The sequence below is a fragment of the Lentzea californiensis genome (assembly GCF_024648825.1).
Taxonomy (GTDB): Bacteria; Actinomycetota; Actinomycetes; order Mycobacteriales; family Pseudonocardiaceae; genus Lentzea; species Lentzea californiensis.
Map to the genome: position 1 here is coordinate 54,880 of NZ_JANBBE010000011.1, position 24,865 is coordinate 79,744.

Sequence of the window (24,865 nt, forward strand, 5' to 3'; positions counted from 1 at the left end):
CCCATCCGCCGCGGGGGTTCACGTCCAGCGCTCTCGAATCTCCCTGTCAGGCCATGCGCAGCCGGACGGGGAGAGACCTCAGACCGCCCACTTCTGGCTGGCGACGCCGAGGCAGTCCCAGATGTGGGTTCTCGTGCCGTCGGCCGAGGAGCCGCCGATGGCGTCCAGGCACTTGTTGGCCTGCGGGTTCACGATGTCCTGTGCCCCGCTGACGGCCCATTTCTGGGCAGCCGAGCCGTTGCAGTCCCAGAGCTGGACCACTGTGCCGTTCGCGGTACCGCCACCGCTGACGTCGAGGCACTTGCCCAGCGCGCGGATCGTGCCGTCACCGGGACGGCTCCACTTCTGGGCGGCGTTGCCGTTGCAACCGACGATCTGGATGGGCGTGCCGTTGGCGGTGTTCGCCCAGGGCACGTCGAGGCACTTGCCGCCGATGCCGCGGATCTCCGAGCCACCGCTGGTGGGCGGGTTGTCGTTGGAGACGCGGACCCAGTCGATCACGAGCTGCTGCGGGAACGTCGTGCTGGCGTCCGGGTAGCCCGGCCACTCACCGCCGACCGCGAGGTTGAAGATGAGGAAGAAGGGCTTGTTGAACACCCACGGGTTGCCGTTGACGTCGGTCGGCGTGTTGCGGGCGTAGACGTTGCCGTCCACCGACCACGTGATCTCGCCGGGCTTCCAGTCAACCGCGAAGTTGTGGAAGCCGTCGGAGAAGTTCGGGCCGTTGTAGGCGTGGGACTTGCCGCCCGCGCCGGAGTAACCGGGGCCGTGGATCGTGCCGTACACGGTGCTCGTCTGGTGTCCCAGGAACTCCATGATGTCGATCTCGCCCGAGCCGGGCCACGGGTTACCGGTGTTGATGTCCGCGCCCAGCATCCAGAACGCGGGCCAGATCCCCTGGCCGCGCGGCATCTTCATGCGCGCTTCGAACCGGCCGTAGGTCTGGGTGAACTTGTTCGCGGAGTTGATGCGCGCGGACGTGTACTGACACCGTCCGTACCAGCAGTTGTAGTTGCCGGGGTTCTCGCGCTTGGCCGTGATGACCAGGTTGCCCTGGCCGTCGTGCGCCGCGTTCGAGGTACCCGACTGGTACCACTGGTGTTCCCTGTTGTTGCCGTTGTTGTTGCCCACTTCCATGTTCCACTTGCCACCGTCGACACCTGTGCCGGCGGGAGCGTTGAACTCGTCGGCCCAGGTCACCGCCGCGTTGGCAGGGGGAGCTTGGCTGGTGGTGGCGACGGTGATCCCTGCGGCCACCATCAAGGCGGCGGCGAGGGCCGTCCCGATGCGTCGCTGCATCGAACCGACCTTTCCGGGTGTTGAGTTGTGCGCCCAGTGGTTCGGAAGTGTTGTCGCGCCGTGACCCTCGGTCAACGTGTAAAGGTTTTCACGAATTTGTCAGATGAGAGCGCTCTCAGGGGATCAAGCTCTCTGCCAGCAACGCAGTGGCCTGGAAGACCGGAAAACCGGTCTTCCAGGCGACCGGGATCAGCCCTGCGGAGTGGTGATGACGCTGAAGACCGACCCGCCGCTCGCCTGGCGGGCGCTGAGGTCCTCGAGGATCGTCGAGAGCGGCGAGTAGTTGTTCAGCTCGCCCAGCTGGCAGGCGCCGCTGCGGGCCTGCTGGCTGCCGTTGAGGATGCCCAGCCCCGCCTTGGTGACCTGGCTGAACAACGGGCTGCCGCTGTCGCCGTTCCTCGCGCACACGTCGGTGTTGATGCCGACGTCGGTCGAGAGGACCCGGCCGCACCGGGTGCCGACGAGGTAGCCCTCACCGGCGCCGCTGTCGACGGAGTCCGGGTAGTTCACCCGGCTGGAACCGGACCCGGTGGCGCACACGATCGCGCCGGTCAGGATCTGCTCCAGCGGGGTGACCGAGGTGATCTCCTGGTTCTGGGAGGTCGCCTGCGGGCCGCACGGGGTGTCGCCGTTGCTGTCCAGGCCGCCGTTGCGGCAGTACTTGAGGACCGTGTTGCGGTTGGTCTGGCCCTCCAGCCACGTGTTCGCAGCGGCGGCGTTGACGTACTTCACGGCGTTGTAGTCGTACGGGTAGGCGTTCTTCCAGATGTCCCGCTGGTTCAGGACCGGCTGGTTGTTGTGCTGTGTGGGCGTGCCGTTCGTCTTGGTGCTCACGCAGTGGCCCGCGGTCAGCACCCAGGGGACACCGGGGTACGCGCCGCCCGTGGTGCGCAGGTTGAACCCGGCGGTGCACCCGCCCCAGGTGGGAACCTCATTGGGGCGCGCGTCGCGCTGCATGTCCAGGCGCAGACCGCCGCGCATGGGACCGTAGTTCGTGCAGTAGAGCGGGTGGCAGAAACCCCAGTCGACCGGGTCGCCCGCGTACGGCGTCGGCTTCTGCAGCGTGCGGGCCGACACGATGCTCGGGTCGGCGTCGAACGTGCGCGCTTCCGCCTGCGCCGCCACGCCGGGCTTCCTGAGCCACGCGCGTTCCCAGACGACGACCTTGTTCTCGGTCTGGCTGATGGCCGGCAGGTACACCGACTCGGCCTTCTCTCCGACCTGGCCGCTGATCCGGTTGTACGTCGTCCGCAGCGACGCCAGGGAGTTCCTCACCGTGCGCACGGTGACGTTGGCGCGGTCCGGCAGTGCCGCGATGTGACGTTGCGCGGCAACGGGCTTCGTCATCGCGACGACGAGCTTGCCACCCGCCGGCTGGTCGATCCACATGCCGCCGTACTCGCCGGCGGCCTCCTTCTTCAACGTGACGTCGAGCTTCGTCGCGTCGTTCTGGAGCTCGAGTCTCCGCAGTGCCTCACGTTCGGTGACGCGGTACGTCTGCACCAGGTAGTCGATCGACTCCTTCACGGAGGTCGGGTCGATCGTGGTCGGTCCGGCCGTGGCCGGGGCAGCCGTGACGGTCGACGCGAGGAACAGGCTCGCGGTGACCGCCCCCAGGATCTTGGCTAATCGCAATGGTTTCTCCTTGCCGATGCGAGTGACTTGCCATTCATATCGGCGCGGAGGCCCCCGCCGCCGGGGATCCGCGAGATCTTCACGAAATCTCCCCGCTTGACGTAGGTGGCTAATGGCGTTAGCTTTTCAGCTATGGCTGTTCGAGCAGGTCTCACCACCGCCAAGGTCGTGGACGCCGCACTGGAACTGGTCGACGAGCAGGGCGTCGAGGCGCTGACCCTCGCCGCCGTCGCCGCGCGGACCGGTGTCGCGACGCCCTCGCTGTACAAGCACATCGGAAGCCTCGGCGACCTCCGGGGCCTGATCGGCCTGAGGGTCATGGAGGACATGACCCGCCGGTTCACCGAGACGGTGGTGGGCCGGTCGGGCGATGAGGCGGTCAGGGCGCTGATGCACGCGTACCGCGCGTACGTCCAAGAGCACCCGAAGCGCTACGCGGCCGCGCCGATGGACCCGCTGCACGACGAACTGCAGCGGGCGGCCGGCCTGAAGTTCATGGAACTCATCCTCGCCACGCTGCGGAGCTACGGCCTGGAGGGCTCGGACGCCATCCACGCCACGCGGCGGCTGCGGGTGATCGTGCACGGCTTCGCGTCGATCGAGTCCAGCGGCGGGTTCGGCCTGCCGGAAGGTCTCGGCGACACCTACGACCAGCTCGTCCGGATGTACCTCGACGATCTCAGGGGAAAATCGTGAAGTGGACGCTTTCGGCCGCAGGCCTGCTCTTTCTGCTCTATCCCGCGTTGAGACCGTGGCACGACGAGACGACGGCGGCGGGCGCCGCGGCCTCGATGGGATCGACCGCGTGGGTGCTGTCGCACCTGTTCGCCATGATCGGCTTCATCCTCGTGCCGATCGCGCTGCTGCGGATCCACCGCACGGCCGCGATCACGTTCTGGGTCGGCGCGGGCCTCACGCTGCCGTACTACGGCGCCGAGGACTTCGGCCTGCACGCCGTCGCGCAGCAGCCGAACATCCTCGAACTCGCCGAGTCCGTGCGCTACAACCCGTTCGCCGTCACGATGTTCGGGCTCGGCCTCGTCACCATGGGGGTCGCGGCGGTCATGGTCGCGTTGAAGCTCCGCACCACGGCGGCGATCGTGTTCGCCACCGGGTTCGCGTTGTTCCTGCCGCAGTTCTTCACGCCGCCGGCGGTGCGGATCGCCCACGGCGTGCTGATGGTCGTGGGCTGCGTGTGGCTGGCGTGGGACTCAGCGCGCAGTGAGGCGGAAGACCCGCAGCTCGCGACCGCCTGAGCGCTCCACGTAGTCCTGGAACGCGGGCCAGGCCGCCACCATCCGGGTCCAGGCGGCCTCGCGCTCGGCCCCTTCGAGCAACGTGCCCCGCACGTCGCGGACGTCACCGCGCACGTTCACCTGGATGTCCGGGTTCTTCAGCAGGTTCGTGGTCCACGCGGGGTGGTGGGGCTTGCCCCAGTTGGAACCCACGACCAGCATCGAGTCACCGTCGGCCACGTACTGGACCTGGTTCTCGCGCCGCTCGCCGGACTTGGCGCCGACGGTGATCAGCGTCAGGCCTGTCTGCTTCGACAGCGAGACGAGGGTGAACTTGCCGCCGGTCAGCTTGTAGAGCAGGCGATCGGTGCCGATCACGGCTTTTTCCTGCCAGGACATTCAAAGCGCTCCCGTCGACCTCGCCGCGTGGACGGCGGCGGTTCTGTTGTGCACGGTTCCTGAACAGTGTCCAGGAGTGGCCTTTGTGTCCACGTCCTGGAGTTTGCGTGCACTCCGAACGGTGTTGAATGCACTGGGTTCCCGTGTTCTCGTTCCGCTCGGCGACACGTCTCGATGAACGCGGTCCGTGGCGGAATGACAGGTTCCCTCACTCCCTCGAACGCCACGATCGGCCTGAAAGGTCTGATGCCCAGCACCATCGCTCTGGTGGCGTTGGGGCGGACCGTCTCGTTGCCGAAACGCTTACCCGACTCGCCATCAGCGGCAAGGAACCAGCGGGCGGCTTCCCAGTGTTTCCACCACTCGGCTTCGGTCAGATTCGCGGCCGACAGGTTGTGCCGATTCTTGAGTAGGCGCCGACCGCCACGCACCACGTTCACCACACCCGCCGTACGCTCGGCACGAGCCCCATCGAGGCGGTGTCGCAGCACGTGCAGACGGCGAGACTTGTGAAACCACTCGCCCTTCGATCGGTAGCCGCCAGCGGCCCGCTTGGTGCCCTTCTCGCCGATCCGCAGCGACAGCCGGTGCGTCAGCACGCGGATACCGGCTTCGAGGTTGTGGATGTACGCGAGCTGGCAGCGACGCGACAGTGCCCACTGATCGTGCGTGGCCTTCGTGATCGATCCAGCCCAGCGCGAGGACGAGTCGGCGGTCAAGCCCTGTTTACGGGCCGCCCACGTGTCGTTGCTGTGCTCCAGACCACCCGCGCACCGCGCCTTGAGGTCCCGCGACGCCAGTGAGCCGAGATGGTCGCCAACCTGGCGAAGGACCTCCGCGTCGTGCGGGGCCAGGCGCTTGAGACGGCTGCGGATCGACACACCCGAGGGACTCGGCACAACAAACGGAGCGTCGAGAACCCGTAGCTGCTTGTGCGGTTCAGCCATCGGCTGTCGGATCAAGGGACTCCTTCGCGCGTTTACTGGCTGAGCGGCGCACGTAAAGACGAGCGCAGAACGAGGTCGGAGTCTCGACAAGTTCGACGTTCATGGGCCCAGACGGTCCTTGCGCTCCACCACCACAGTGGTCACCTTCAGATCGGCCAGCAATGGGTGACAAACCTACGTGCGTGCCACGCTCATCCCCGCACAATCTCAGATTCGACCCACATGACCCCTTAGCCGACCTTCGCCGCCCACGATCCCACCTGATCCGCAGAAACCGCAACATGCCTTCACGAAATCAGCGATACACAACGTGATCCCCTGCGGGCGCCGATGGCTGTTCGCGCATCTCGACCTGGCGGGCGTTCGGGCGAGCTGATCGACTCTGGCGTGGCGGAGCTATCACTGGAAACGTGAGGTGCTTCCAACGACAGGGAGCAGACATGGTCCGCAAGATCTCAGGGCGACCAGCGGTGATCACCGGGGCGGCCTCGGGAATCGGCCGCAGCCTCGCGCGGCGGCTCTCCCGGCACGGCTCGCCGGTGGTCATCGCCGACGTCGACGAGATCGGGCTGGAGGAGACCGCCGCGTCGCTGAAGGGCCCGGTGCTCAGCCGGATCCTGGACGTGCGGGACGCCGACGACGTGCAGCGGTTCGCCAAGGAGGTCCAGGACTGGCTGGACCTGCCGCTCGCGGCGGTGTTCAACAACGCGGGCGTCGCCACGTCCACGAGCGTGCTGAACTCCGTGGCGGAGGACGACTCCTGGCTGTTCGACATCAACTACTGGGGTGTCGTGAACGGCACGCGGGCGTTCCTGCCGATGCTGCTCAAGCAGAACTACGGCGTCGTCGTGAACACGTCCAGCGTGTTCGGGCTGTGCGGCATGCCGAACCAGAGTGCCTACTGCGCCGCGAAGTTCGCGGTCCGCGGGTTCACCGACTCGCTGCGGCAGGAACTGCGCGGCACCGGCGTCTCGGCGGTCGCGGTGCACCCCGGCGGCATCAAGACCAACATCGTCCGCAAGGGGCGCTTCCACACCGAGCTCGACGAGCAGGGCCGGTCGCTGGACCAGATCGCGGCGGACTTCGACAAGATCGCACTGACCACCCCGGACAAGGCCGCCGAAGTCATCCACCGCGGTGTCGAACGCGGCAAAGCGCGCGTGCTGGTCGGGCCGGACGCCTACGTGTTCGACGCCCTCGCCCGCATCACGCCGACCCACTACTACTCCATCATGGCGCGCCTGTTCGAGCGGTGAGGCATGATCCTCGCCGTGGCTTCGGAGACGGTCGTGCGGCGGACCGAGCAGTGGTTCGTCCAGCAGGGCGCGCCGACGATGATCGAGGGCTACGGGTTCCGGTCGCACGTGCTGCCGAGGATGCTGCCGGCGCTGACGTTCGTGGCGGTCGGCAGCCTCGCGTGGCTGGTGCTGCAGCAGTCGGCCGGCCTGTCGCGCTGGGTGCTGCTCGGGGTGATCGTCGCGGTCATGGTGTCCGCGTGGATCCTGCTCTCGCTGTTCGTGCGGCGGATGCCGAGCTTCTCGCCGCGCATGACGGTGTTGCTGCTGGTCGTGTACGCGGCGATCCCGGTGCTCACACCGTTGATCCAGTCCGCTATCGACGTCAAGTTCACCGCACCGGACGGCGACGAGGACTCCGAGTCGGTTTGGGTCGCCCTGGTGTGGTTCGTCGTCGTCTTCGGCGTGGCCTTCGTGGCGACGATGCTGGCCACCACCTACGGGCTGGGCGCACTGCTCAAGGCCGCCATCCGGCACGTGATCGCCGACCTGGGCAACAGCGTCCACCTGCTCGGCCGGGCGTTGCCGCCGATGCTGTTCGTGACACTGTTCCTGTTCTTCACCGGCGAACTGTGGCAGGCGATGAACCAGCTGCGGTGGCCCCGCGTCAGCCTGGTCGTGCTGCTGTTCGCCTCGATCACCGTGCTCGCGGCCGCCGCCCGGCTGCGCGACGAGATCGGCCGCGTGGAGCAGGACCTGCGGCCGGAGGTGCTGAAGGTCGCGTGCAACGGCACACCACTGTCCGAGGTGGACATCGCCGAACCGTTGCCGCCCAAGCGGTTGAACGGCCGTCAGACGCGCAACCTGCTGGTGATGCTCGCGATCAGGCAGCTGGTGCAGGCGGCGGTGATCGGGCTCGCGCTGTTCGCGTTCTTCGTGCTGCTGGGCCTGATCGTCGTGACGCCCCCGATCGCCGAGCAGTGGATCGGGTCGCCGCCGAACATGTCGCTGATCCCCGGCGTGCCGTCGGCGATGTTGCGCAACGCCACGCTGTTCGCGGCGTTCGGCAGCATGTACTTCTCGGTGACCTCGATGAGCGACGCCGAGCACCGGCGCCAGTTCTTCGCGCCGATGATCGAGAAGGTCGAGCGGACGCTGGAGGTCCGCGCGGTGTACCTGGACGTCAGGGAGCGGGCTGCAGCGTGAGCTTCGCGTCCCTGCTGGGCGGTGCGCCGAACTGGCGGCGGTACTCGCGGCTGAACTGCGACGGGCTGTCGTAGCCGACCCGGTGGCTGACGCTCGTCACGTCGGAGTTCGTCGCGAGCAGCAACCTGGCCTCCTGCAGGCGGATCTGCTTCTGGAACTGGATCGGGCTCATCGCCGTGACGGCCTGGAAGTTGCGGTAGAACGCCGACTCGCTCATGCCCGCGATCCGCGCGACGTTCTCGACCTTGAACGACTCGGCGTAGTTCTCCCGGATCCACCGGACCGCCCTGGCGATGTGGCTCAGGCTGCTGTCCTGCGCGCCCAGTTGGCGGACGACGGCGCCCTGTTCGCCGGTCATGACCCGCCAGAGGATCTCCCGCTTGATCAGCGGGGCGAGCGCCCGCGCGTCCCTCGGCTGGTCGAGCAGGCGCGCGAGCCGGGTCACGGCGTCGATCAACTCGGGGGAGGCGTCGCTGACGGCCAGGCCCTCCGGGGTGCCCGCGGGCTTCGGGAGGTCGCCCGTCAGCAGCAGTTCGGCGACCAGGTCCGGTTCGAGGACCAGCCCGAGGCCGAGCGCGGGTTCCGACGGGCTGATGCCGACGTAGTTGCCGGTGATCGGCATGTCGATCGAGGCCACCAGGTACTGGCCGGCCCGGTAGTCGTAGACGCGCTCGCCCAACGCGATGCGTTTGCGGCCTTGGGCGACGAACGCGAGGATCGTGCCGGACATCGACGGCGAGGGCGGGCCGCCTGCCGTGGTCCTCGACACCAGGACGCCGTCGATGATCGTGGTCATGTCCGGCCGGGCATGCTTGGCGATCAGCGCGCGTAGTTCGTCCACGTTCCCGATGGTCCACGGTGGTGGGACGATCAGGCAAGTCCGTCGGCGAACGTCAGTGCGTCTCCGAGCGGTTTGCGGCGCAGGTCCGGCACCTCGCAGTCGTCCGCCGGGTAGCCGATCGGGAAGAGGATGTACGGCCGCTCGCCGTCACGGCCGAGGAGGTCGGTCAGGAACGTCATCGGGTTCGGCGTGTGCGTCAGCGTCGCCAGGCCCATCGAGTGCACTGCCGCGATGAAGAACCCGCACGCGATGCCGACGCTTTCGTTGGTGTAGTAGGTCTTCCTGCCGTCCTGCTGCTTCTGGGCGAACGCGACCACCAGCCACGGTGCGATCTCCAGGAACTCCTTGTTCGCGTCGGTCTCCAGATGTGCCAGCGCCGCATGCCATTCCGGTAGCTCGCGCTCGTGGTAGAAGCGGCGTTCCTCTTCCTCGGCCGCCGCACGGATGCGGCGCTTGAGGTCCGGGTTCCGGGTGGCGACGAACCGCCACGGCTGCTGGTGCGCCCCGCTCGGAGCGGTGTTCGCGGCCATCACCGCGAGCTCGATCGCCTCGGCCGGCACGGGATCGGGGGAGAACCAGCGCACGGACCGGCGCGTGTCGAGCAGCCGGTGGAAGTCCCTGCCGCGGTCGAGTCCTTCCTCGATCGGCAGCCGGGCCGGGGTGAACGGGATGAACGGGTGGGTGTGCGGTCGGGTCACGGGTCGGACGATGCCCGGACTGCACTCTTTTGACCAGTTCAAGTTTCTTCGGTCAGTTATAAGCTCAACTCATGAATCTGCCCAACGTGACGCTGCGGCAGCTCGAATACCTGATCGCGGTGGCCGAGACGGGCTCGCTGACCGCGGCCGCCGCGCGGTGCCACGTGTCGCAGGGCGCGATCTCGTTGGCGCTGAGCGAACTGGAACGGGTGCTGGACCTGCGACTGGTCGTCCGGTCGCCACGCAGAGGAGCGGCGCTGACGGCGGCGGGCGTGCGGGTGCTCGCGGACGCCCGCCGCGTCGTCGGGGCCATGGGCGACCTCGGTGCCGAGGCACGTGGTCTGAGCCGGCAGGTCAGCGGCGTGCTGACGGTCGGCTGCTACGCGCCGATCGCGCCGTTCCACCTGCCCGCGGTGATCGCGACGTTCGAACGCGCGCACCCCGAGGTGTCCGTGCGGTTCGTGGAGGGCAGCCTGCCGGAGATCGGCGAAGACCTGATCACCGGGCGGTGCGAGATCGCGTTCCTCTACGACCAGGACCTGGTGCCCGGCATCGCCACCAGGACGTTGTACGACCAGCCGCCCAAGGTGCTGCTACCGGCCGGGCACCGCCTGCGCCGGCGGCGTGCGGTGGCTCTGCGCGAACTCGCGGACGATCCGTTCGTGCTGCTGGACGTTCCGCCGAGCGAGCGCTACTTCCGTTCGGTGTTCACAGCGGCCGGCGTCGAGATGGTCGTGGCGCACCGGGCGCGCAGCTTCGAACTGGCGCGATCCCTGGTGGCGCGCGGCATCGGCTACTCGATCACCGTCCAGCAGCCCGCGCTCTCCACGTCGTACGAAGGGCTGGAGGTGGTCACAGTGGCGCTGCGCGACGACGTGCCGACCACGCCCGTGGTGCTCGGCTGGGCGGCCGGCGGACCGCTCACGCGTCGTGCACAAGCGTTCGCCGACCACTGCGCCGCGCTGTTCGCCGTCTAGATCGCTTGCGCGATGGCGATGTTGCCCGCCAGCCGGTCCCCGGCCTCGTAGATCATGTACTCGCGGCCCTGGTAGGTGCCGAAGGAGGGCGCGGCCGACCTGCCGTTGTCCGGTGCTCCGGACAGCGAGTCGTGGAAGACGCCCAGGTGCCTGCGCAGCGAGAAGTCGCGGCCCACCTCGGTGATCAGGATGTTGCCGCCGCTGCCGCGGTCGGTGTTGTACACGACGTAGACGCTGTTGTTGCGGAACAACAGGTGCGGGCCGCCGATGTTGACCGCGCCCACGTCCTGGTGCCGTACGAGCGGGGCCTGCGCGAAGGTCCAGTCACGGGCGTTCGCCGACCAGCCCCAGCCGATGTCCCGCCGGTTCGTCGTGTTGTTGAGCATGAACACCATCACGTACCGGGCGTTGCGCGACGGCAGGTCGTGCCGGAACACCCTGGCGTAGGAGGTCTCCGTGGTCCCGGCGGGCAGCAGGCGCGTGGACAGGACCTCCTTCTCGTAGGAGAAGTGGATGCCGTCGGCGGAACTGGCCAGCCGGGTCACGGTGTTCTCGCCGTGGAAGTACAGGTACATGCGCTTGGCGTCGTCGTTCCACATCGCGTGCGGCGACGACACGTGCGACACGGAGTACTCGCCGGGCCAGTTCCGCGTGATGATCGGGTTTCCGGCGTACTCGGTGAACTCCTCGTCCAGCGAGTTCGCGTACGCCAGGCAGATGCCGCCGGGGGCGTCGTGCGGCGCGTAGTAGAGGTAGTACGCGGCGAGCGCGCCGGGGATCCGGTCCTTCGTGCCTCGGATCGTGGGGAAGATCAGTTCGCCGGTGGGGTTGTAGCGGAGCTTGCTCTTGACCAGGGCGAGCCTGCGGTAGCGGTAGTCCGGGAATCCCGCGGGTGCGGCGGCGGCCTGGGGTGCCGCCCCGGCGCTCGCTGCCAGCAAGGCCGCGCCCGCGGTCCCGAGCAGCAGTTGTCGGCGGTTCGGTGTCATGAGAACGCTCCTTTGCGTCGAGGACTCCGACGTTCCGGACGGTAGGGGGTGAGGATGTGGTGGAACAAGGCTGTAATACGAATTATCAGCTTGGATCGCATGATCACCGGGTGCGGCCGGCTCCTTGAACGACCCTGTGAATCCGATTTGCCAAGTGAAGAAGAAAGAAGAATTCACGGTTCAGTCGAGATGTGATCGACGGTATGGTCCAGACCAGGTGGGCGTCCAATCGAGACGGTGCGCGGAGGAGTCGGCCATGCCGTGTTTCTGCTGCTCAGATCCATTGATCAAATCTGTTCGCCGGACGAGAACAATGGTGGGAGAAAGTCGCGCCGCGTATCAATTGGCGACTGTGATCCGGGCGCGGAAGGACGCCGTCGAATGACGAACAACGGCCCGCTCCGGTGTGAATTGGTCCGGAATGGGCCGGGTGTGCTCACCGGCCGGGCGGAGGCGGTCGCCACCGCACGACAGGCGCTGACGGCGGAGCCGCTGGACGACGACACGTTCTGGCAGGCGGTGCTGGTCCTCACCTACGCCGACGAACTCGAGCTGGCCCAACGGCACTGGATCGCCGCCACCGGCGTCAGCCGCGACGTGCACGACCTGCTCGGTGGCCGGATCATGCTGCTGCGCGGCGATCCTCGCGCGGCGGGCCGGCTGCTCGGCCGGGACGTCCGCCCGCGGCTTCGCGTCGTCGCGGCCGCGTGGCTGGTCCTCGCGCTCACCGAGACAGGGGAACTCGGCAGGGCACGCGCTGTGCTGGAGGCCGAACATGCCCCGGACAGCGCCGAACTGCGCTTCGCCCGCGGCCGGCTCCTGCTGGCGGAGGGACAGAGCGCTGCGGCACTGGACGAGTTCCTTGAGTGCGGGCGGCTCCTCGCGGCGTCGGACGTCGTGAATCCAGCGGTGCTGCCGTGGCGGTCGTGGGCCGCACTGGCCGCCGTGGATCAGGGAGATCTCGTGCTCGCGCGCATCTGCGCCGACAAGGACCTGGTCGCGGCCAGACGCTGGGGTGCGCCACGGGGCATCGGACTCGCGCTGCACGCCTCGGCGCTGGCGCGCGGCGGTGACGACGTCCTGCTCGAAGAAGCGATCACCCTCCTGGGGCGGACCTCCGAGGCTTTTCGCGCGCGGCACGACCTGGCGCAGCTCCTGCTGGCGCGCGGAGAGGTCGAGCGCGCCCGCAAGCACGCGCGGCACCTGCGTACTTGTCCACAGTGGACGCAAGCTGCGGACGCGCTGACGTCGAGGCTGTTGCGCAACAACGGCGAGTCCGCGTTGAGCGCACAGGAACGCAGAATCGCCCTGCTGGCCAGGGCGGGCCGGTCGAACCGCGAGATCGCCGCCGAGCTGGGCCTGACGTTGCGCACCGTCGAGTTCCACCTCACCCGCGTCTACCGCAAGATGGGCGTGGCGGGCAGGCCAGGGCTGCGCCGGGCGTTCGTCCCGACGGCGTGAACGTGCCGGCCCCGGGCCATGAGTGCCGGGCGGCCGTCGCGGCGGATCTGCTGGCGGCGGGGGAGAACTGGACCGACGCCGTCCAGGCGGCCGAGCAGGCGCTGGAATCGCCTGCCTGCAGGACGAACGCGCGGTGCGTGTCGCGGGCGCTGGGCACGCTGGTCTGCGCGGGAGAGCTTGCCGCCGCCGACGCGCACAGTCTCGCCCTGCTCGACGAGAGACCCGGTGACCAGGTGCTGGCAGACCACGTGGTGCTCGCCCAGGCCTGCGTCGCGCGCCGAACCGGTGACCTCCCGAGGTGCTCGTCGCTGCTCGCTCTGCTGCGGCACAACGGCATCACCGCCGAGATCCGGCCGGTCGTGCTGCTCTCGACGGTGGAACTGCTCATAACCCGTGGGCAACTCCGGGAGGCCGAAGCCCTGCTCATCCACGACGCCGGCGGTCCGCTGTTCCTCGCGGCCGAGGCGGCGGTGGCGATGGCACTGGACCACCCGCGGGACGCCCTGGACGGCTACCTCGCGTGCGGCAGAGAGGCCGGTGTCGGCAACCCCGCCGTGCTGCCGTGGCGTTCGCTGGCGGCACGCGCCGCGCTGGCGTGCGGCGACACCGCGGAAGCCCTGCGCCTGGCGTGGGAGGAACACGCTGCCGCGACTCGCTGGGGTGAACCCAGGGCGCTCGGCTGGAGCCTGTCCGCGATCGCGGCGGCGAGCCCTCCTGACGGCGAGGACCTGGTGGTCTACGAACGTGCGATCCGCCTGCTGGACATGGCACATGCCCGGACGGAGCTCGCGGAAGTGCTGTGCGACTACGGCGATCGCCTCACCGCACACGGCAAACAGGCTGCGGCACACGAGATCTACACCCGAGCGCGTGCCACGGCCCTCGACGTCGGCGGCCCCGTTCTGCTGCGGCGCATCGACGAAGCCGCGTGCGGTGTCGCGGCGCCGGTGCTGACCCCCGCCGAGGCCGAGGTCGCCCGGTTCGCGTGCGCGGGCCTGAACAACAGGGAGATCGCGTCCCGGCTCGCGATGGCGACGCGGACCGTCGAGCTGCACCTGACCAGGGTCTACCGCAAGCTCGACCTGTCCGGCCGCCGGGAGTTGAAGGCCACCAGGTGGGCCTGGCTCCACGAGGGAACTTTGCGGACCGACCGTGGTGCCCTGGGAGGCCACTCCGGGTGATCGTGGAGGCCTGAGGGAGGGAGCCCGCAGATGCTCACACGACTACTCGCGGCCTTGTTCGCACTCACCTTCGCCGTCTCCGGCGTGCCGACCGCGAACGCGGCGGTCGACCACACGGTCACCCTGGTCAACAACACCGGTCAGACGATCTGGGTGGGCAGCACCGTCAACGCCGACGGTTCCAAGGCGTTGGCGAACCTGCCCACGCTGCGCCACGGCCAGTCCGCGACCATCACGATCCCCGAGACCGCCTCGCCGGGCCACTGGCGCGGCACGTTATTCGCCCGGCAGGGGTGCACCGGGACGTCCGGTGCGAACTTCCGTTGCGCGGTCGGGGACTGCGGTGTGCAGGCCGCCCGGTGCGTCACCGGCGAACAGCCGGCCAGCCTCGCCGAGTTCAACTTCGACACCCGCGACCGGCTCGCCCCCTGGTACAACGTCAGCTACGTCAACGCCTTCTCCGTGCCGGTGACCATCACCCCGGTGAACGCCTCGGTACCACCGGGTTCCACGTCGTGCGGTACCGCCGGTTGCCCGGAGAACCTGCTGCCGTACTGCAACCCCGCGTACGTCAAGTACGGCGCCAACGGTCAGCGCATCAACTGCGTCAACCCCAACCGCGACGCGCAGACCGACTACAGCAACACCATCAAGTCCCGTTGCCCCAAGGCCTACGCGTGGTCCAAGCAGGACACCGAGCCCGGCAACCAGACCGTGTACCAGTGCGCGAACTGCAGCGGTTTCAGGGTCACGTTCAACTCCGTGGCCTGACCCACCCCTGAAAGGAAGACCATGAAGTCCAAGGTGCTCGGCGCCGTCGCGTCGGCCGCGGTCCTGTCCTTCGTCTTCTCCGGCACCGCCTCCGCGGTCAGCGGCACCGCCAGCTACTACAACGACGCCGGTTACGGCGCCTGCGGCACCAGGATCAACGCCGCGACCGAACTGCTGGTCGCGGCACCCGCCGCGCTGTGGACGACGCCCAACCCGAACAACGACCCGCTGTGCCGCAAGTCCATCCGGGTCACGCACAACGGCCGCACGATCACCGTGCCCATCAAGGACAAGTGCCCCAGCTGCGCGAGCAACAAGATCGACCTCAGCCAGCCCGCGTTCTCCCGGCTGGCCGACACGTCGCTCGGCATCATCTCCGTGACCTGGGAAATCGTCTGACGCCGTCCAAGTCGGGGGAGGAGCCGGCTCCTCCCGTCTCCACAGGAGATCAACCATGTCCGCGTTGCGCACTTCCCTGCTCGCCGCCGCGACCCTGGCACTGGCGGCCACCCTCACACCCCAAGCCACGGCGGCCACCGTGCAGGAGGACGTCATCGCCCGCACGAACGCCGAACGCGCCAAGGCGGGATGCCCGGCCCTGAAGTCGAACGCGTCGCTGAACACCGCGGCACAGCGCCACTCGGCGGACATGGCCACGCACGACTTCATGAGCCACACGGGCTCAGACGGCAGCACCATGGTCACCCGGATCGAACAGGCGGGTTACACCCGCTGGACCAGGGCCGCCGAGAACGTCGCCGCCGGCTCGCAGACGGCCGCCGACGTCGTCCGCGGGTGGATGAACAGCTCCGGGCACCGCGCCAACATCCTGAACTGCGCCCTGCGTGACATCGGTGTCGGTTACCAGTACCGGCAGAACACCCGGTACGGGCACTACTGGACGCAGGACTTCGGAACGCGCTGAGGCGCTCCGTCAGGAGAACGGATAGCGCTGGTCGTACCTCGTCATGTGATCGACCGGCAGATCGTCGCGCACGCGGGCCACGAGGGCGGCGATCATGGCGCGGGGTGACTCCGCCACGACGTGGACGAACTCGCCGGCCTCGGCGAACGCCTTGAACACGCGGAAAGCGGACGCGGGGGTGTGGTCGACCACGAGGAGGCCGCCGCACCCGTCCCAGCCGAGCGGTACCCACTCCGGCCGCCACGGCGCATACGGGTACTCCTCCCGCATCGCCTGCTGCAGGTCCCACGTCCGCGTGGCCGTGCCGACACTCATGAACGCGCAGGACGACGCGATCTCGAACGGCGACGGCTCACCGTCGTCGGCGCCGTCGTGCCACTCCCACAACGTCACGAGATCGGGGTGCAGCGGGACGGGCAGCCTCGCGGTCAGCGGAGCGAAGGCCGCGGCGGAGGCCCCCGGCAGCAACGTCGAGCGTGCCCGCGGGTCCTTCCGCGCGAGCAGTTCGCCGAGCTCGGTGAGCAGAGCCTTCACGCCCGCGACGCTACCCGGCGGCTGATACGTTGCCGGGTGGTCGGGTCGCTGAGGATCCAGCGCCCCCGCGAGAAGGGTTGGGGCTCGATGAGCTTGCTGCGCAGCTACGTGTCGGGTGGATGGCACACGCCGTCGGTGGAGGGCGCGCCGTTGCACGACGCCGTCACGGGCGAGGAGATCGCCCGGATCTCGTCGGCGGGCGTCGACATGGGGGCGGCGCTGCGGTACGGGCGCGAGGTCGGCGGGCCCGCGTTGCGCGAGCTCACGTTCCACCAGCGCGCGCAACTGCTGAAGGCCCTCGGCCTCTACCTCAAGGAGCACAAGGCCGAGCTGTACGCGTTGTCGGCGCGCAGCGGCGCGACGAGGTCCGACTCGTGGATCGACATCGACGGCGGCTTCGGCGTGCTGCTCGGGTACGCGTCCAAGGCCAAACGCGAGCTGCCCAACGACAAGGTCTACGTCGACGGGCCCGTCGAGCCGCTCGGGCGGGGCGGCACGTTCGTCGGCCAGCACATCTGCACGCCCCTGCACGGGGTCGCGGTGCAGATCAACGCCTACAACTTCCCCATGTGGGGGCCGCTCGAGAAGTTCGCGCCCGCGTTCATCGCCGGGGTGCCGACGCTGATCAAGCCCGCGTCCCAGACGGCGTACGTGACCGAGAAGGTGGTCGAGCTGATGCTCGCCTCCGGTCTGCTGCCCGAGGGGTCGCTGCAGCTGGTCTGCGGTTCGGCCGGCGACCTGCTCGACCACCTGACCCCGCAGGACCTGGTCGGGTTCACCGGGTCCGCGTCCACCGCCCAGCACCTGCGCACGCACCAGGCCGTGATCCGGTCGTCGGTGCGGTTCAACGCCGAGGCCGACTCGCTGAACTGCTCGATCCTCGGCCCGGACGCCGTCGCCGGCACGCCCGAGTTCGACCTGTTCGTCGGCCAGCTGGTCACCGAGATGACGACCAAGGCCGGCCAGAAGTGCACGGCGATCCGGCGCGCGCTGGTGCCCGAGTCGCTGATGGACGCCGTGGCCGAGGCGACGGCGGCGAAGCTGGCCGAGGTGGTCATCGGCAACCCGGCCGACAAGTCGGTGAAGATGGGCGCGCTGGCCGGTCTGGAGCAGCGCGAGGAGGTCCGCCGGTCGCTGAAGGCGTTGCGGGAGAACGCCTCGGTCGTCTACGGCGACGGCGCTCTGTCCCTTGTGGATGCCGACGCCGAGCGGGGCGCGTTCATGTCGCCGATACTGCTGCGCGCCGCCGCCGACGCCGTGCAGCCGCACGAGGTCGAGGCGTTCGGCCCGGTGTCGACGCTGATGCCCTACACCTCCGTGGACGACGCGGTGGCGCTGGCCGCGCGCGGTGCGGGTTCGCTGGTCGGCTCGATCGTCTCGGCCGACACGGACTTCGTGCGCGACGTCGTGATCGGCACGGCACCGTGGCACGGCCGGTTGCTGGTGCTCGACCGCGAGGACGCCGGCGAGTCGACCGGCCACGGCTCTCCGCTGCCCATGCTCGTGCACGGCGGCCCCGGCCGAGCCGGTGGCGGTGAGGAGATGGGTGGCATGCGCGGCGTGCTGCACCACATGCAGCGCACGGCCGTGCAGGGCAGCCCGCGCGCGTTGAGCGCGATCACGAACCGCTGGGTCACGGGCGCGCCCCGCCGTGAGGAGGCGGTGCACCCGTTCCGCAAGACGCTGGCCGAACTGCGCCTGGGCGACACGGTCGTCGCCGGCCCGCGCGAGGTGACGCTGGAGGACATCGAGCACTTCGCGTCGTTCACCGGCGACACTTTCTACGCGCACATGGACGAGGAGGCCGCCGCCGCGAACCCGTTCTTCGGCGGCCGGGTCGCCCACGGCTACCTCGTGGTGTCGTTCGCGGCGGGCCTCTTCGTCTCGCCCGAGCCCGGACCGGTGCTCGCGAACTACGGGCTGGAGAACCTGCGGTTCGTCACGCCGACGTTCCCCGGCGACCAGTTGACCGTGACGCTGACGGTCAAGCAGATCACGCCGCGCGAGGACCAGGAGTACGGCGAGGTCCGCTGGGACTCCGACGTGACGAACCAGAAGGGCGAGTCGGTCGCGAAGTACGACGTGCTCACCCTCGTGGCCAAGAGTTAGCGGTGCGGCTCGGCCCGTTAACAGGCCGAGCCAAGACCACTAACGCGCTTCCTTGCGGGGGAGGGGCCGGGTCGCCGGTCCCTCCAGCACCGCGCCGTCCACGTCGAACCGCGAACCGTGGCACGGGCAGTCCCAGCTGCGTTCCGCGGCGTTGAAGCGGACGAAGCAGCCGAGGTGCGTGCAGCGCATCGACACCCCGTGCAGCTCACCGTTCTCGTCGCGGTAGACGCCGGTCTTGCCCAGGCCGTCGCGGATGACGTGGGCCTGGCCGCGCGGCAGGTTCTCGCTGGACGTGGCGTCGGCGGGCATGACCCGGTCGCCGACCATCTCCACCGCGACCTCGGCGTTCTTCTTCACCAGCGTCGGCAGCGACTTCAGGGACAGCCGGTGCGGGCTGAACCGCTCGGCCAGTTCGTTCGGCTTGCCCGTCACCAGGTCCGCGAGCAGTGTCGCGGCGAACGTGCCGCTGGTCAGGCCCCACTTCATGTAGCCGGTGGCGGTGAACAGCGTGGTGTTGCCCGGCGTGTAGCTGCCGATCATCGGCAGGTGGTCGTAGGCCGTCGGGTCCTGCGCCGACCAGCGGTGCGTGATCTCCTCGACCTGCCAGTGCCGGCGCGCGAAGTCCTCCAGCCGGCGGAACGGCTCCACCGCGGGCTTGCCCGTCTGGTGGCTCTGACCGGCGATGATCAGCTTGTCCTCGTGCGCCGAGATCGACCAGGACGGGCTGCCGGTGCTGATCGCGAGCGCTTGCGTCGGTGCGTTGACGCGGGCCGCGATGCAGTAGGCGCGGGTGAGTTCGAGGCGGGCGAAGTACAGGCCCCGGTCCAGCGTCGGGTAGTGCGTCGCGATCACGATCTTGTCGGCGGTGACGTGGCCGTCGTCGGTCGACACGCGGTGCCCGCTCACGTCGACGACCCTGCTGTGCTCGCACACCCGGCTGCCGTCGCCGTCGATCTGGTCGGCCAGGCCCTGCAGGTACTTCACCGGGTGCAGGGCGATCTGGTCGTCGAGCCAGACCGCGGCGTGCACCTCGAACGGCAGGTCGACGTTCTTGGCGTCGCGCACCGGGAGGCCGGCCTGGCGAGCTGCGATCAGCTCGTGGTCGACGTCGCGCACCTCGGACTCGGAGTAGGCGTAGGTGACGGCGGGGGAGCGGCGCAGGTCGCAGTCGATGCCCTTCGCCAGGTCGGCGACCTGGGCCACGGCGGCCACGGACGCGGCGGCGTAGTCGGTGGCGGCGGCCAGACCGTGGGTCTGCCGGATCTGCGAGTACACAGTGGACTGCAGGGCGGTCACCTTGGCGGTGTTGTTGCCGGACACGCCCGAGGCCACGCGCTCGGCCTCCAGCACCACGACGTTCAGGCCGCGGCGCTTGAGCAGCAACGCGGTGGTCAGGCCGGTGATGCCGCCGCCGACCACGGCCACGTCGAAGGTGTGCTGTCCGGTCAGCGGGGGACGTGTCTTCGCTGGGAGGGCGGCAAGCCAGAGCGACTGGTCAGCGGTGGTGGTCATGGCGGCCGGATACCCCCGTTCCGGGCGGGTATGCGAGGACGGCTGGATACCGTCCGGCCTCAGTGGGTATGCGACTCCCATGAGCAAGCACAGGGTTGTCGTTGTCGGAGGTGGGTTCGGCGGGCTGGGCGTGGTGCGCGGCCTGAAACGCGCGGACGCCGAGGTCACGCTGATCGACCGCACGAACCACCACCTGTTCCAGCCGCTGCTGTACCAGGTGGCGACGGCGTTGCTGCCCGCCGGCGACATCGCGCCGGCGTTCCGGGCGATCCTGCGCAAGCAGCGCAACGCGCACGTCCTGCTGGGTGAGGTGACCGGCTTCGACACCGCCGCCAAGCGCGTGTACGTCGACCTGCCGGACGGCAGGTCGACCCAGGTCGAGTACGACACCCTGGTCGTGGCGGCCGGTTCGCGCGACAGCTACTTCGGCCACGACGAGTGGGCGGAGCACGCGCCGCCGATGAAGACGCTCGAACAGGCCGTCGACCTGCGCTCGAAGCTGCTCCGGGCGTTCGAGACGGCGGTGTCGGCCGAGGACCCGAAGCAGTGGCTGTCGTTCGCGGTCGTCGGTGCCGGACCGACCGGCGTCGAACTGGCCGGACAGCTCGCCGACCTGGCGCGCCGGGCGTTGAAGGGCCAGTTCCGGGAGATCGACCCGCGCGACGTCCGCATCACGTTGATGGACGCCGTGCCGCACGTGCTGCCGCCGTTCTCCGCGCCGCTGCGCGAGCACGCGCGGGTGAAGCTGGAACGGCTCGGCGTCACGGTGATGACGAACGCCATGGTCGCGTCCATCGACGCGGAAGGCCTGACGACCAAGGACGGCGACCGGGTCGAGGCCCGCACGATCATCTGGGCGGCCGGGGTGCAGGCCTCGCCGCTGTCGCGCCGGCTCGCCGAGGCGACCGGCGCCGAGACCGACCGCAAGGGCAAGATCATCGTCAACCCGGTCGACTGCTCGGTCACCGACGACGTCTTCGCCATCGGCGACATGGTGAACCTGAACGACCTGCCCGGTATCGCCGAGCCCGCGATCCAGGAGGGCCACCACGTCGCCCGCGTGATCAAGGCACGCCTGAACGGGCGCAGGGCCAAGCCGTTCAAGTACCTCGACCTCGGCACGATGGCCACGATCTCGCCCGGCGACGCCGTCGCGGACATCAAGAAGCTGCGTCTCAAGGGCCTGATCGGCAAGGCGGCGTGGGCGGGCGTGCACATCGCGTTCCTCGTCGGCTGGCGCAACCGGGCCGCGGTGCTCGCGCAGTGGGCGTGGAACCTGCTCACAGGCCGTCGCGCGCAGCCGATCATCCTGGAACCGATGCAGGCGATCGACCGTTCGGAAGGTTTGGCGGCGGGTAACCGGAAGGCGTGAACACGGAGCTGCTCAGCATCTACCTCAACGACCACCTGACCGGGGTGATGGCGGGCACCGAGCTCGCCCGCCGCATCAGCCGCACGCATCCCGAGCTGCGGGTTCTCGCCGACGACATCGAGGCGGACCGCAAGGAGCTGCTCGACTTCATGCGCCAGGCCGGTGTCGAGTCGCGTCCGCACAAGGAGGCGCTCGGCTGGCTCACCGAGAAGGCGGGCAGGCTCAAGCTCAACGGCAGGGTGCTCGGCCGTTCACCGCTGAGCGACGTCCTCGAACTGGAGACCCTGCGCGTCGGCATCGAGGGCAAGATCGCCCTGTGGCGGACGCTGCGGAAGCTGAACAGCTTCGACGACACGCGGCTGGAGCGGCTGGCACACCGTGCGGAGAGCCAGGCCGAGTTCGTCGACCAGTACCGGCTGGACCGCGCGCCGCAGGTGTTCAACTCACCGACCGTGTCCGGTGTGGACGTCGAGCGCACCTTCACCGTCGCGTCCACGCCCGAGGGCGTCGTCGAGTACCTGCGCGACTTCTCCCGTGCCGAGCAGTGGGATCCGGGCACCGTGTCGTGCACGCGCCTCGACGACGGCCCGGTCGAGGTGGGTTCGCGCTGGCGCAACGTCTCGTCGTTCCTCGGCCGCAAGACCGAGCTCGTCTACGAGCTGACCCGCGACGACCCGAGCGGCCTGCAGTTCGTGGGGCGCAACGACACCGCCACGTCGACCGACGACATCTCGATCACGGCCGGTGACGCGCCGGGCACGGCCCGGATCGCCTACCACGCGCACGTCGAGTTCAACGGGCTCGCGAAGTTCGGGGCCCCCGTGGCGAAGCTCGCGCTGGAGAAGCTGGGCAACGACACCGAGAAGAACCTGATCCGCGTCCTCGGGCCCGTCCACTGACTCAGTCGCGGCGGATGCAACGCCTTCACCGGTGCCGCTCCCACCGGTAAAGGCAAAGGAAAAACGCAGGTCAGGCACGATTCCGCCGTTCGGATGTGATCCCTAGACTCCGTCGGGCCGGTAGGTGAGACAGGCTCTTCCTCCTGCCGCCGCCGGCTTGGACGCAGAGGGAGTACTGGGGTGTTCGAGAACAACGTCACCAGGCGCGGCTTCGTCACGGGCGCGGCCGCGGTCGCCGGTCTCGCCGGCCTGTCCACCATCGCGCCGGGGCTGGCCGGTGCCGCCCCCACGCCCAACGACCAGCACACGCCCGCGGAGATCGAGGCCGCCGAGGTCGGCGCGCTGGCGATGATGACGTTCCAGAAGATCGACGGCACGCCCGTCTACTACTGGCGTTCCAACCGCGGCAACACGACCGCGCGCAACTGGCAGGCCACCGACGCGTTCTACAACGCGCTCGTCGCGTGGATCCGCGACCTGCGCTCGCTCTCGTCGAGCTACGGCTCGATCAGCTACATCGTCTCGGCGGGCTTCTACGTCGACAAGGCGGGCCAGCACGGCGCCGGCACCGCGATGGACCTCGACCACGTCCGGTGGTCCGGCGGCAACACCATCTCGCCGCTCGACAGGCACCACGCGTCGGGCACCGCCTCGATCCGCAAGCGCTACCTCGCGACGGAGGCCGTGTGCCGCCGCCGGTTCCGCTACGTGCTCGACGGCTGGTACAACGCCTCCCACGAGGACCACATCCACGCCGACTTCGGTGGCATGCCGGTCCGCGCGGTCAAGGACTCCGAGTCCGACACCAAGTTCGTCCAGGCCGTGTGCAACAACTTCCGCGGCTCGGGCCTCGCGATCGACGGCATCTGGGGCCCTGCCACGACGAGCGCGTTCAACGGTCTCAAGTCGGCGCTCGCCGTGACCGGCGACCCGCACACCAGCAGCTCGGTGTGGCAGGGAATGCTGTCGAAGATCGCGACCAAGGGGTTCGCGAACCAGAACATCTGATCTGCGTCAGCAGGAACCGGCAAGGCCGGAGCCCATGCCTCCTGGGCTCCGGCCTTGCCGTGCGAGGGCGCGGTTCAGCTGACGTGACGGACTACTTGGGGCACTTCTTCCAGTTGAAGTGGTAGACGGTCTCGATCGAGCCGTCCGTCGAGTCCATCGCCATGAAGCTCGTCTTCTTCGGGTCGGACGTGCCCTTGTCCACCCGCAGCTCGGTGTTGATGTTGAAGTTCCGCTTCGCACCGCACGGGTGGTAGACGATCGAGGCGATGTCGGTCTTGTGGGTGACCTGCCAGCTGTCGCTCAGCGTGCCGTTCCAGGTCTTGGACCGCTGGTCGTTGTCCGACATGCCCTGGAAGTAGTAGCTCGCCTTCTGCGTGCCCTTCGCCCCCTTCTCGAGGTGGGCGAATCCTCTGTAGTCGGCCTGGGCGATGCCGTAGGTGAACCCGCCGGGAACGTTCACCTTGAGGTTCAGCTGGCAGTTCTTCCGGAAATCGGTCGGCCGCGACTCCGGGCCGACCTGTGCCAGGTAGTCGCTGTAGGTGACCGTGAACGCCTTGTTGTCGGGGGAGACGGCGACGGCGGCCGTACCGGCGCGACAGCCGGAACCGTTGACCGTGACGACGTCGATGGTGATCTGGCCCGGCGGGGGCGGGTCGGCGACCGGGGGAATGACGATGGTGGACAGAGCCAAGCCGGCCGCGGCCATCATGCTGATCATTGCGACACCTTTCCGAATGTGCAGGACAGTTCGGGCGGCGTGGTACGAGACCGTATCGGAAAGGGTGTTGACGAACCGCCCGCCAAGCAGCCCAACATCGTCGGCGAGAGCACCAAGAATAGTTTTCGGCGGGCCGGGTGAATTGGCGCCCGGGAGTGACCGGAAGCAGTTATTTCTGGGTTGCGAAGTACATAGGTGAAGTGTCCACCGCTATGAGAGCGCGCACATGACAAAGGCGCATCCGCGGCTGGATGCGCCTTCGGGTGAAACCGGGTCTAGCGCTGGTGGCCGTTGCCCATCGAGCCACCGAGGCCGAACAGGATGCGCTGGATGAGCTCGGGATCGACGTCCGGCTCGTCGCCCAGCGCCTCCGCGGCGGGGGAGCGGCGCTTCTCGCGCCGGGGCAGCGGCACCGCGTTGGCGTTCACGCCCGTCGGCAGGGCCAGCTCGCACCAGATCAGCTTGGTGCCGTTGCCGAGCTGCAGCTCGCCGGTGCGCAGGTCCGGAGACGTCGGCGGCATGATGAACCGGGCCGCCTCCAGCTCGACGACGAGGTAGTCGCCGCTCAGTCGCAATCGCAGCGTGATCAGCCGCGAGGTTTTCGGATCTGCTGACTCGATGGCGGCTTCGACCAGCGCGCAGGCGACGGCCGAGCACTCCGCGGTCATGTTGCGCAGGCGCCATTCACCCAGTGTGAAGCGCACGAACAGATCCGCGCAGTTCACCGCGGTGGGCAGCGCGATGAGTGTCAGGTCGTCGACCTGGGCGGTGGTCTGGGTGTTCGCCTGCATGCTGCCTCCGATTCGCGTGCGGCGCGCGACTCCGCGACAGTCACCCGAATGGCCGTCACGGTGAGCGGGAATCTACATGGGTATACGCGGGAAGCAATGGTCCGGTTGACTCACCCGTCAAAAGTC

At 68.8% G+C, this 24,865-nt stretch carries 25 protein-coding genes; 14 read left to right on the forward strand and 11 right to left on the reverse strand.

Features of this window, described 5'->3' with window-relative positions; translation table 11 throughout:
• Nucleotides 1-78: 78 nt before the first annotated feature.
• Together LX88_RS32190 and LX88_RS32195 are read right to left on the reverse strand one after the other, a co-directional pair.
• Nucleotides 79-1,299 carry a glycoside hydrolase family 16 protein gene (locus LX88_RS32190; RefSeq protein ID WP_090065038.1) on the reverse strand — a complete coding sequence of 407 codons (1,221 nt, stop codon included), beginning with the start codon at nt 1,297-1,299 and terminating at the stop codon, nt 79-81.
• 189 nt (nt 1,300-1,488) lie between these two features.
• Nucleotides 1,489-2,934, reverse strand: a complete 1,446-nt coding sequence (locus LX88_RS32195) for a trypsin-like serine protease (RefSeq protein ID WP_258951541.1) — start codon at nt 2,932-2,934, stop codon at nt 1,489-1,491.
• 132 nt (nt 2,935-3,066) lie between these two features.
• Here LX88_RS32195 and LX88_RS32200 point away from each other — a divergent pair, with 132 nt between their 5' ends.
• Nucleotides 3,067-3,630 carry a TetR/AcrR family transcriptional regulator gene (locus LX88_RS32200; RefSeq protein WP_258951542.1) on the forward strand — a complete coding sequence of 188 codons (564 nt, stop codon included), beginning with the start codon at nt 3,067-3,069 and terminating at the stop codon, nt 3,628-3,630.
• Nucleotides 3,627-4,190, forward strand: coding sequence for a hypothetical protein (locus LX88_RS32205; RefSeq protein WP_258951543.1), 564 nt, complete (start codon nt 3,627-3,629; stop codon nt 4,188-4,190). The genes LX88_RS32200 and LX88_RS32205 overlap by 4 nt, the downstream gene beginning before the upstream one ends.
• On the opposite strand, the gene LX88_RS32210 is transcribed toward LX88_RS32205, so the two are convergent.
• On the reverse strand, nt 4,146-4,568 hold the full coding sequence (locus tag LX88_RS32210; RefSeq protein WP_258951544.1) for a nitroreductase family deazaflavin-dependent oxidoreductase: 423 nt from the start codon (nt 4,566-4,568) through the stop codon (nt 4,146-4,148). The genes LX88_RS32205 and LX88_RS32210 overlap by 45 nt on opposite strands.
• Nucleotides 4,544-5,530, reverse strand: a complete 987-nt coding sequence (locus LX88_RS32215; RefSeq protein WP_258951545.1) for a hypothetical protein — start codon at nt 5,528-5,530, stop codon at nt 4,544-4,546. The genes LX88_RS32210 and LX88_RS32215 overlap by 25 nt, the downstream gene beginning before the upstream one ends.
• A 425-nt stretch (nt 5,531-5,955) precedes the next feature.
• Between LX88_RS32215 and LX88_RS32220 the strand changes: the two genes are divergently transcribed.
• Complete coding sequence (locus LX88_RS32220) at nt 5,956-6,771, forward strand: SDR family NAD(P)-dependent oxidoreductase (protein ID WP_258951546.1); 816 nt, start codon at nt 5,956-5,958, stop codon at nt 6,769-6,771.
• A 3-nt stretch (nt 6,772-6,774) separates the two neighbouring features.
• Nucleotides 6,775-7,956, forward strand: a complete 1,182-nt coding sequence (locus tag LX88_RS32225) for a hypothetical protein (protein WP_258951547.1) — start codon at nt 6,775-6,777, stop codon at nt 7,954-7,956.
• Here the strand turns inward: LX88_RS32225 and LX88_RS32230 are convergent.
• Nucleotides 7,934-8,797 (reverse strand): AraC family transcriptional regulator, encoded by an 864-nt coding sequence (locus tag LX88_RS32230; RefSeq protein WP_258951548.1) that lies wholly within the window; start codon nt 8,795-8,797, stop codon nt 7,934-7,936. The genes LX88_RS32225 and LX88_RS32230 overlap by 23 nt on opposite strands.
• 29 nt (nt 8,798-8,826) lie before the next feature.
• Nucleotides 8,827-9,495, reverse strand: a complete 669-nt coding sequence (locus tag LX88_RS32235; RefSeq protein WP_258951549.1) for a nitroreductase family protein — start codon at nt 9,493-9,495, stop codon at nt 8,827-8,829.
• A 71-nt stretch (nt 9,496-9,566) separates the two neighbouring features.
• Here LX88_RS32235 and LX88_RS32240 point away from each other — a divergent pair, with 71 nt between their 5' ends.
• The gene (locus tag LX88_RS32240) at nt 9,567-10,472 is read left to right on the forward strand and encodes a LysR family transcriptional regulator (protein WP_258951550.1); all 906 of its coding nucleotides are present in this window, start codon (nt 9,567-9,569) and stop codon (nt 10,470-10,472) included.
• Here LX88_RS32240 and LX88_RS32245 read toward each other — a convergent pair.
• Nucleotides 10,469-11,458: a glycoside hydrolase family protein gene (locus LX88_RS32245; protein ID WP_258951551.1), complete on the reverse strand. Its 990-nt coding sequence runs from the start codon at nt 11,456-11,458 to the stop codon at nt 10,469-10,471. The two genes, LX88_RS32240 and LX88_RS32245, sit on opposite strands and share 4 nt — an antisense overlap.
• Before the next feature lie 381 nt (nt 11,459-11,839).
• Between LX88_RS32245 and LX88_RS32250 the strand changes: the two genes are divergently transcribed.
• The 5 genes from LX88_RS32250 to LX88_RS32270 are packed head-to-tail and all read left to right on the forward strand — an operon-like array spanning nt 11,840 to nt 15,796.
• Nucleotides 11,840-12,919 (forward strand): helix-turn-helix transcriptional regulator, encoded by a 1,080-nt coding sequence (locus tag LX88_RS32250; protein WP_258951552.1) that lies wholly within the window; start codon nt 11,840-11,842, stop codon nt 12,917-12,919.
• Nucleotides 12,916-14,100, forward strand: coding sequence for a response regulator transcription factor (locus LX88_RS44440; RefSeq protein WP_258951553.1), 1,185 nt, complete (start codon nt 12,916-12,918; stop codon nt 14,098-14,100). The genes LX88_RS32250 and LX88_RS44440 overlap by 4 nt, the downstream gene beginning before the upstream one ends.
• 30 nt (nt 14,101-14,130) lie before the next feature.
• On the forward strand, nt 14,131-14,871 hold the full coding sequence (locus LX88_RS32260; RefSeq protein ID WP_258951554.1) for a thaumatin family protein: 741 nt from the start codon (nt 14,131-14,133) through the stop codon (nt 14,869-14,871).
• 21 nt (nt 14,872-14,892) lie between these two features.
• Nucleotides 14,893-15,270, forward strand: coding sequence for a cysteine/serine endopeptidase inhibitor (locus LX88_RS32265; RefSeq protein WP_258951555.1), 378 nt, complete (start codon nt 14,893-14,895; stop codon nt 15,268-15,270).
• A gap of 55 nt (nt 15,271-15,325) precedes the next feature.
• Nucleotides 15,326-15,796 carry a CAP domain-containing protein gene (locus tag LX88_RS32270; protein WP_258951556.1) on the forward strand — a complete coding sequence of 157 codons (471 nt, stop codon included), beginning with the start codon at nt 15,326-15,328 and terminating at the stop codon, nt 15,794-15,796.
• A 9-nt stretch (nt 15,797-15,805) separates the two neighbouring features.
• Here the strand turns inward: LX88_RS32270 and LX88_RS32275 are convergent, their stop codons facing one another.
• Nucleotides 15,806-16,330: an SMI1/KNR4 family protein gene (locus tag LX88_RS32275; protein ID WP_258951557.1), complete on the reverse strand. Its 525-nt coding sequence runs from the start codon at nt 16,328-16,330 to the stop codon at nt 15,806-15,808.
• A gap of 87 nt (nt 16,331-16,417) precedes the next feature.
• Here LX88_RS32275 and paaZ point away from each other — a divergent pair, with 87 nt between their 5' ends.
• Nucleotides 16,418-18,439, forward strand: a complete 2,022-nt coding sequence (gene paaZ / locus LX88_RS32280) for a phenylacetic acid degradation bifunctional protein PaaZ (protein WP_258951558.1) — start codon at nt 16,418-16,420, stop codon at nt 18,437-18,439.
• Nucleotides 18,440-18,478: 39 nt separating this feature from the next.
• Here the strand turns inward: paaZ and LX88_RS32285 are convergent, their stop codons facing one another.
• Nucleotides 18,479-19,951 (reverse strand): FAD-dependent oxidoreductase, encoded by a 1,473-nt coding sequence (locus tag LX88_RS32285; RefSeq protein ID WP_258951559.1) that lies wholly within the window; start codon nt 19,949-19,951, stop codon nt 18,479-18,481.
• A gap of 79 nt (nt 19,952-20,030) precedes the next feature.
• Here LX88_RS32285 and LX88_RS32290 point away from each other — a divergent pair, with 79 nt between their 5' ends.
• The 3 genes from LX88_RS32290 (at nt 20,031) to LX88_RS32300 (ending at nt 23,230) form a co-directional block, all read left to right on the forward strand.
• Nucleotides 20,031-21,323, forward strand: coding sequence for an NAD(P)/FAD-dependent oxidoreductase (locus tag LX88_RS32290; protein ID WP_258951560.1), 1,293 nt, complete (start codon nt 20,031-20,033; stop codon nt 21,321-21,323).
• Nucleotides 21,320-22,222, forward strand: coding sequence for an SRPBCC family protein (locus LX88_RS32295; RefSeq protein WP_258951561.1), 903 nt, complete (start codon nt 21,320-21,322; stop codon nt 22,220-22,222). The genes LX88_RS32290 and LX88_RS32295 overlap by 4 nt, the downstream gene beginning before the upstream one ends.
• A 180-nt stretch (nt 22,223-22,402) precedes the next feature.
• A complete protein-coding gene (locus LX88_RS32300; RefSeq protein ID WP_258951562.1) occupies nt 22,403-23,230 on the forward strand; it encodes an extensin family protein in 828 nt (275 codons plus the stop codon).
• A gap of 91 nt (nt 23,231-23,321) precedes the next feature.
• Here the strand turns inward: LX88_RS32300 and LX88_RS32305 are convergent, their stop codons facing one another.
• Both LX88_RS32305 and LX88_RS32310 read right to left on the reverse strand, forming a co-directional pair.
• A complete protein-coding gene (locus LX88_RS32305; RefSeq protein ID WP_258951563.1) occupies nt 23,322-23,948 on the reverse strand; it encodes a DUF4360 domain-containing protein in 627 nt (208 codons plus the stop codon).
• A gap of 275 nt (nt 23,949-24,223) precedes the next feature.
• Nucleotides 24,224-24,739, reverse strand: a complete 516-nt coding sequence (locus LX88_RS32310; protein ID WP_258951564.1) for an ATP-binding protein — start codon at nt 24,737-24,739, stop codon at nt 24,224-24,226.
• Nucleotides 24,740-24,865 lie beyond the last annotated feature (126 nt).

Bases quoted from the DNA above. Each gene is read 5' to 3' on its own strand.
- LX88_RS32190 (WP_090065038.1), bottom strand. From the start codon at position 1,299: ATGCAGCGACGCATCGGGACGGCCCTCGCCGCCGCCTTGATGGTGGCC.
- LX88_RS32200 (WP_258951542.1), top strand. From the start codon at position 3,067: ATGGCTGTTCGAGCAGGTCTCACCACCGCCAAGGTCGTGGACGCCGCA.
- LX88_RS32210 (WP_258951544.1), bottom strand. From the start codon at position 4,568: ATGTCCTGGCAGGAAAAAGCCGTGATCGGCACCGATCGCCTGCTCTAC.
- LX88_RS32220 (WP_258951546.1), top strand. From the start codon at position 5,956: ATGGTCCGCAAGATCTCAGGGCGACCAGCGGTGATCACCGGGGCGGCC.
- LX88_RS32225 (WP_258951547.1), top strand. From the start codon at position 6,775: ATGATCCTCGCCGTGGCTTCGGAGACGGTCGTGCGGCGGACCGAGCAG.
- LX88_RS32240 (WP_258951550.1), top strand. From the start codon at position 9,567: ATGAATCTGCCCAACGTGACGCTGCGGCAGCTCGAATACCTGATCGCG.
- LX88_RS32245 (WP_258951551.1), bottom strand. From the start codon at position 11,458: ATGACACCGAACCGCCGACAACTGCTGCTCGGGACCGCGGGCGCGGCC.
- LX88_RS32250 (WP_258951552.1), top strand. From the start codon at position 11,840: ATGACGAACAACGGCCCGCTCCGGTGTGAATTGGTCCGGAATGGGCCG.
- LX88_RS32260 (WP_258951554.1), top strand. From the start codon at position 14,131: ATGCTCACACGACTACTCGCGGCCTTGTTCGCACTCACCTTCGCCGTC.
- LX88_RS32265 (WP_258951555.1), top strand. From the start codon at position 14,893: ATGAAGTCCAAGGTGCTCGGCGCCGTCGCGTCGGCCGCGGTCCTGTCC.
- LX88_RS32270 (WP_258951556.1), top strand. From the start codon at position 15,326: ATGTCCGCGTTGCGCACTTCCCTGCTCGCCGCCGCGACCCTGGCACTG.
- paaZ (WP_258951558.1), top strand. From the start codon at position 16,418: ATGAGCTTGCTGCGCAGCTACGTGTCGGGTGGATGGCACACGCCGTCG.
- LX88_RS32285 (WP_258951559.1), bottom strand. From the start codon at position 19,951: ATGACCACCACCGCTGACCAGTCGCTCTGGCTTGCCGCCCTCCCAGCG.
- LX88_RS32290 (WP_258951560.1), top strand. From the start codon at position 20,031: ATGAGCAAGCACAGGGTTGTCGTTGTCGGAGGTGGGTTCGGCGGGCTG.
- LX88_RS32305 (WP_258951563.1), bottom strand. From the start codon at position 23,948: ATGATCAGCATGATGGCCGCGGCCGGCTTGGCTCTGTCCACCATCGTC.
- LX88_RS32310 (WP_258951564.1), bottom strand. From the start codon at position 24,739: ATGCAGGCGAACACCCAGACCACCGCCCAGGTCGACGACCTGACACTC.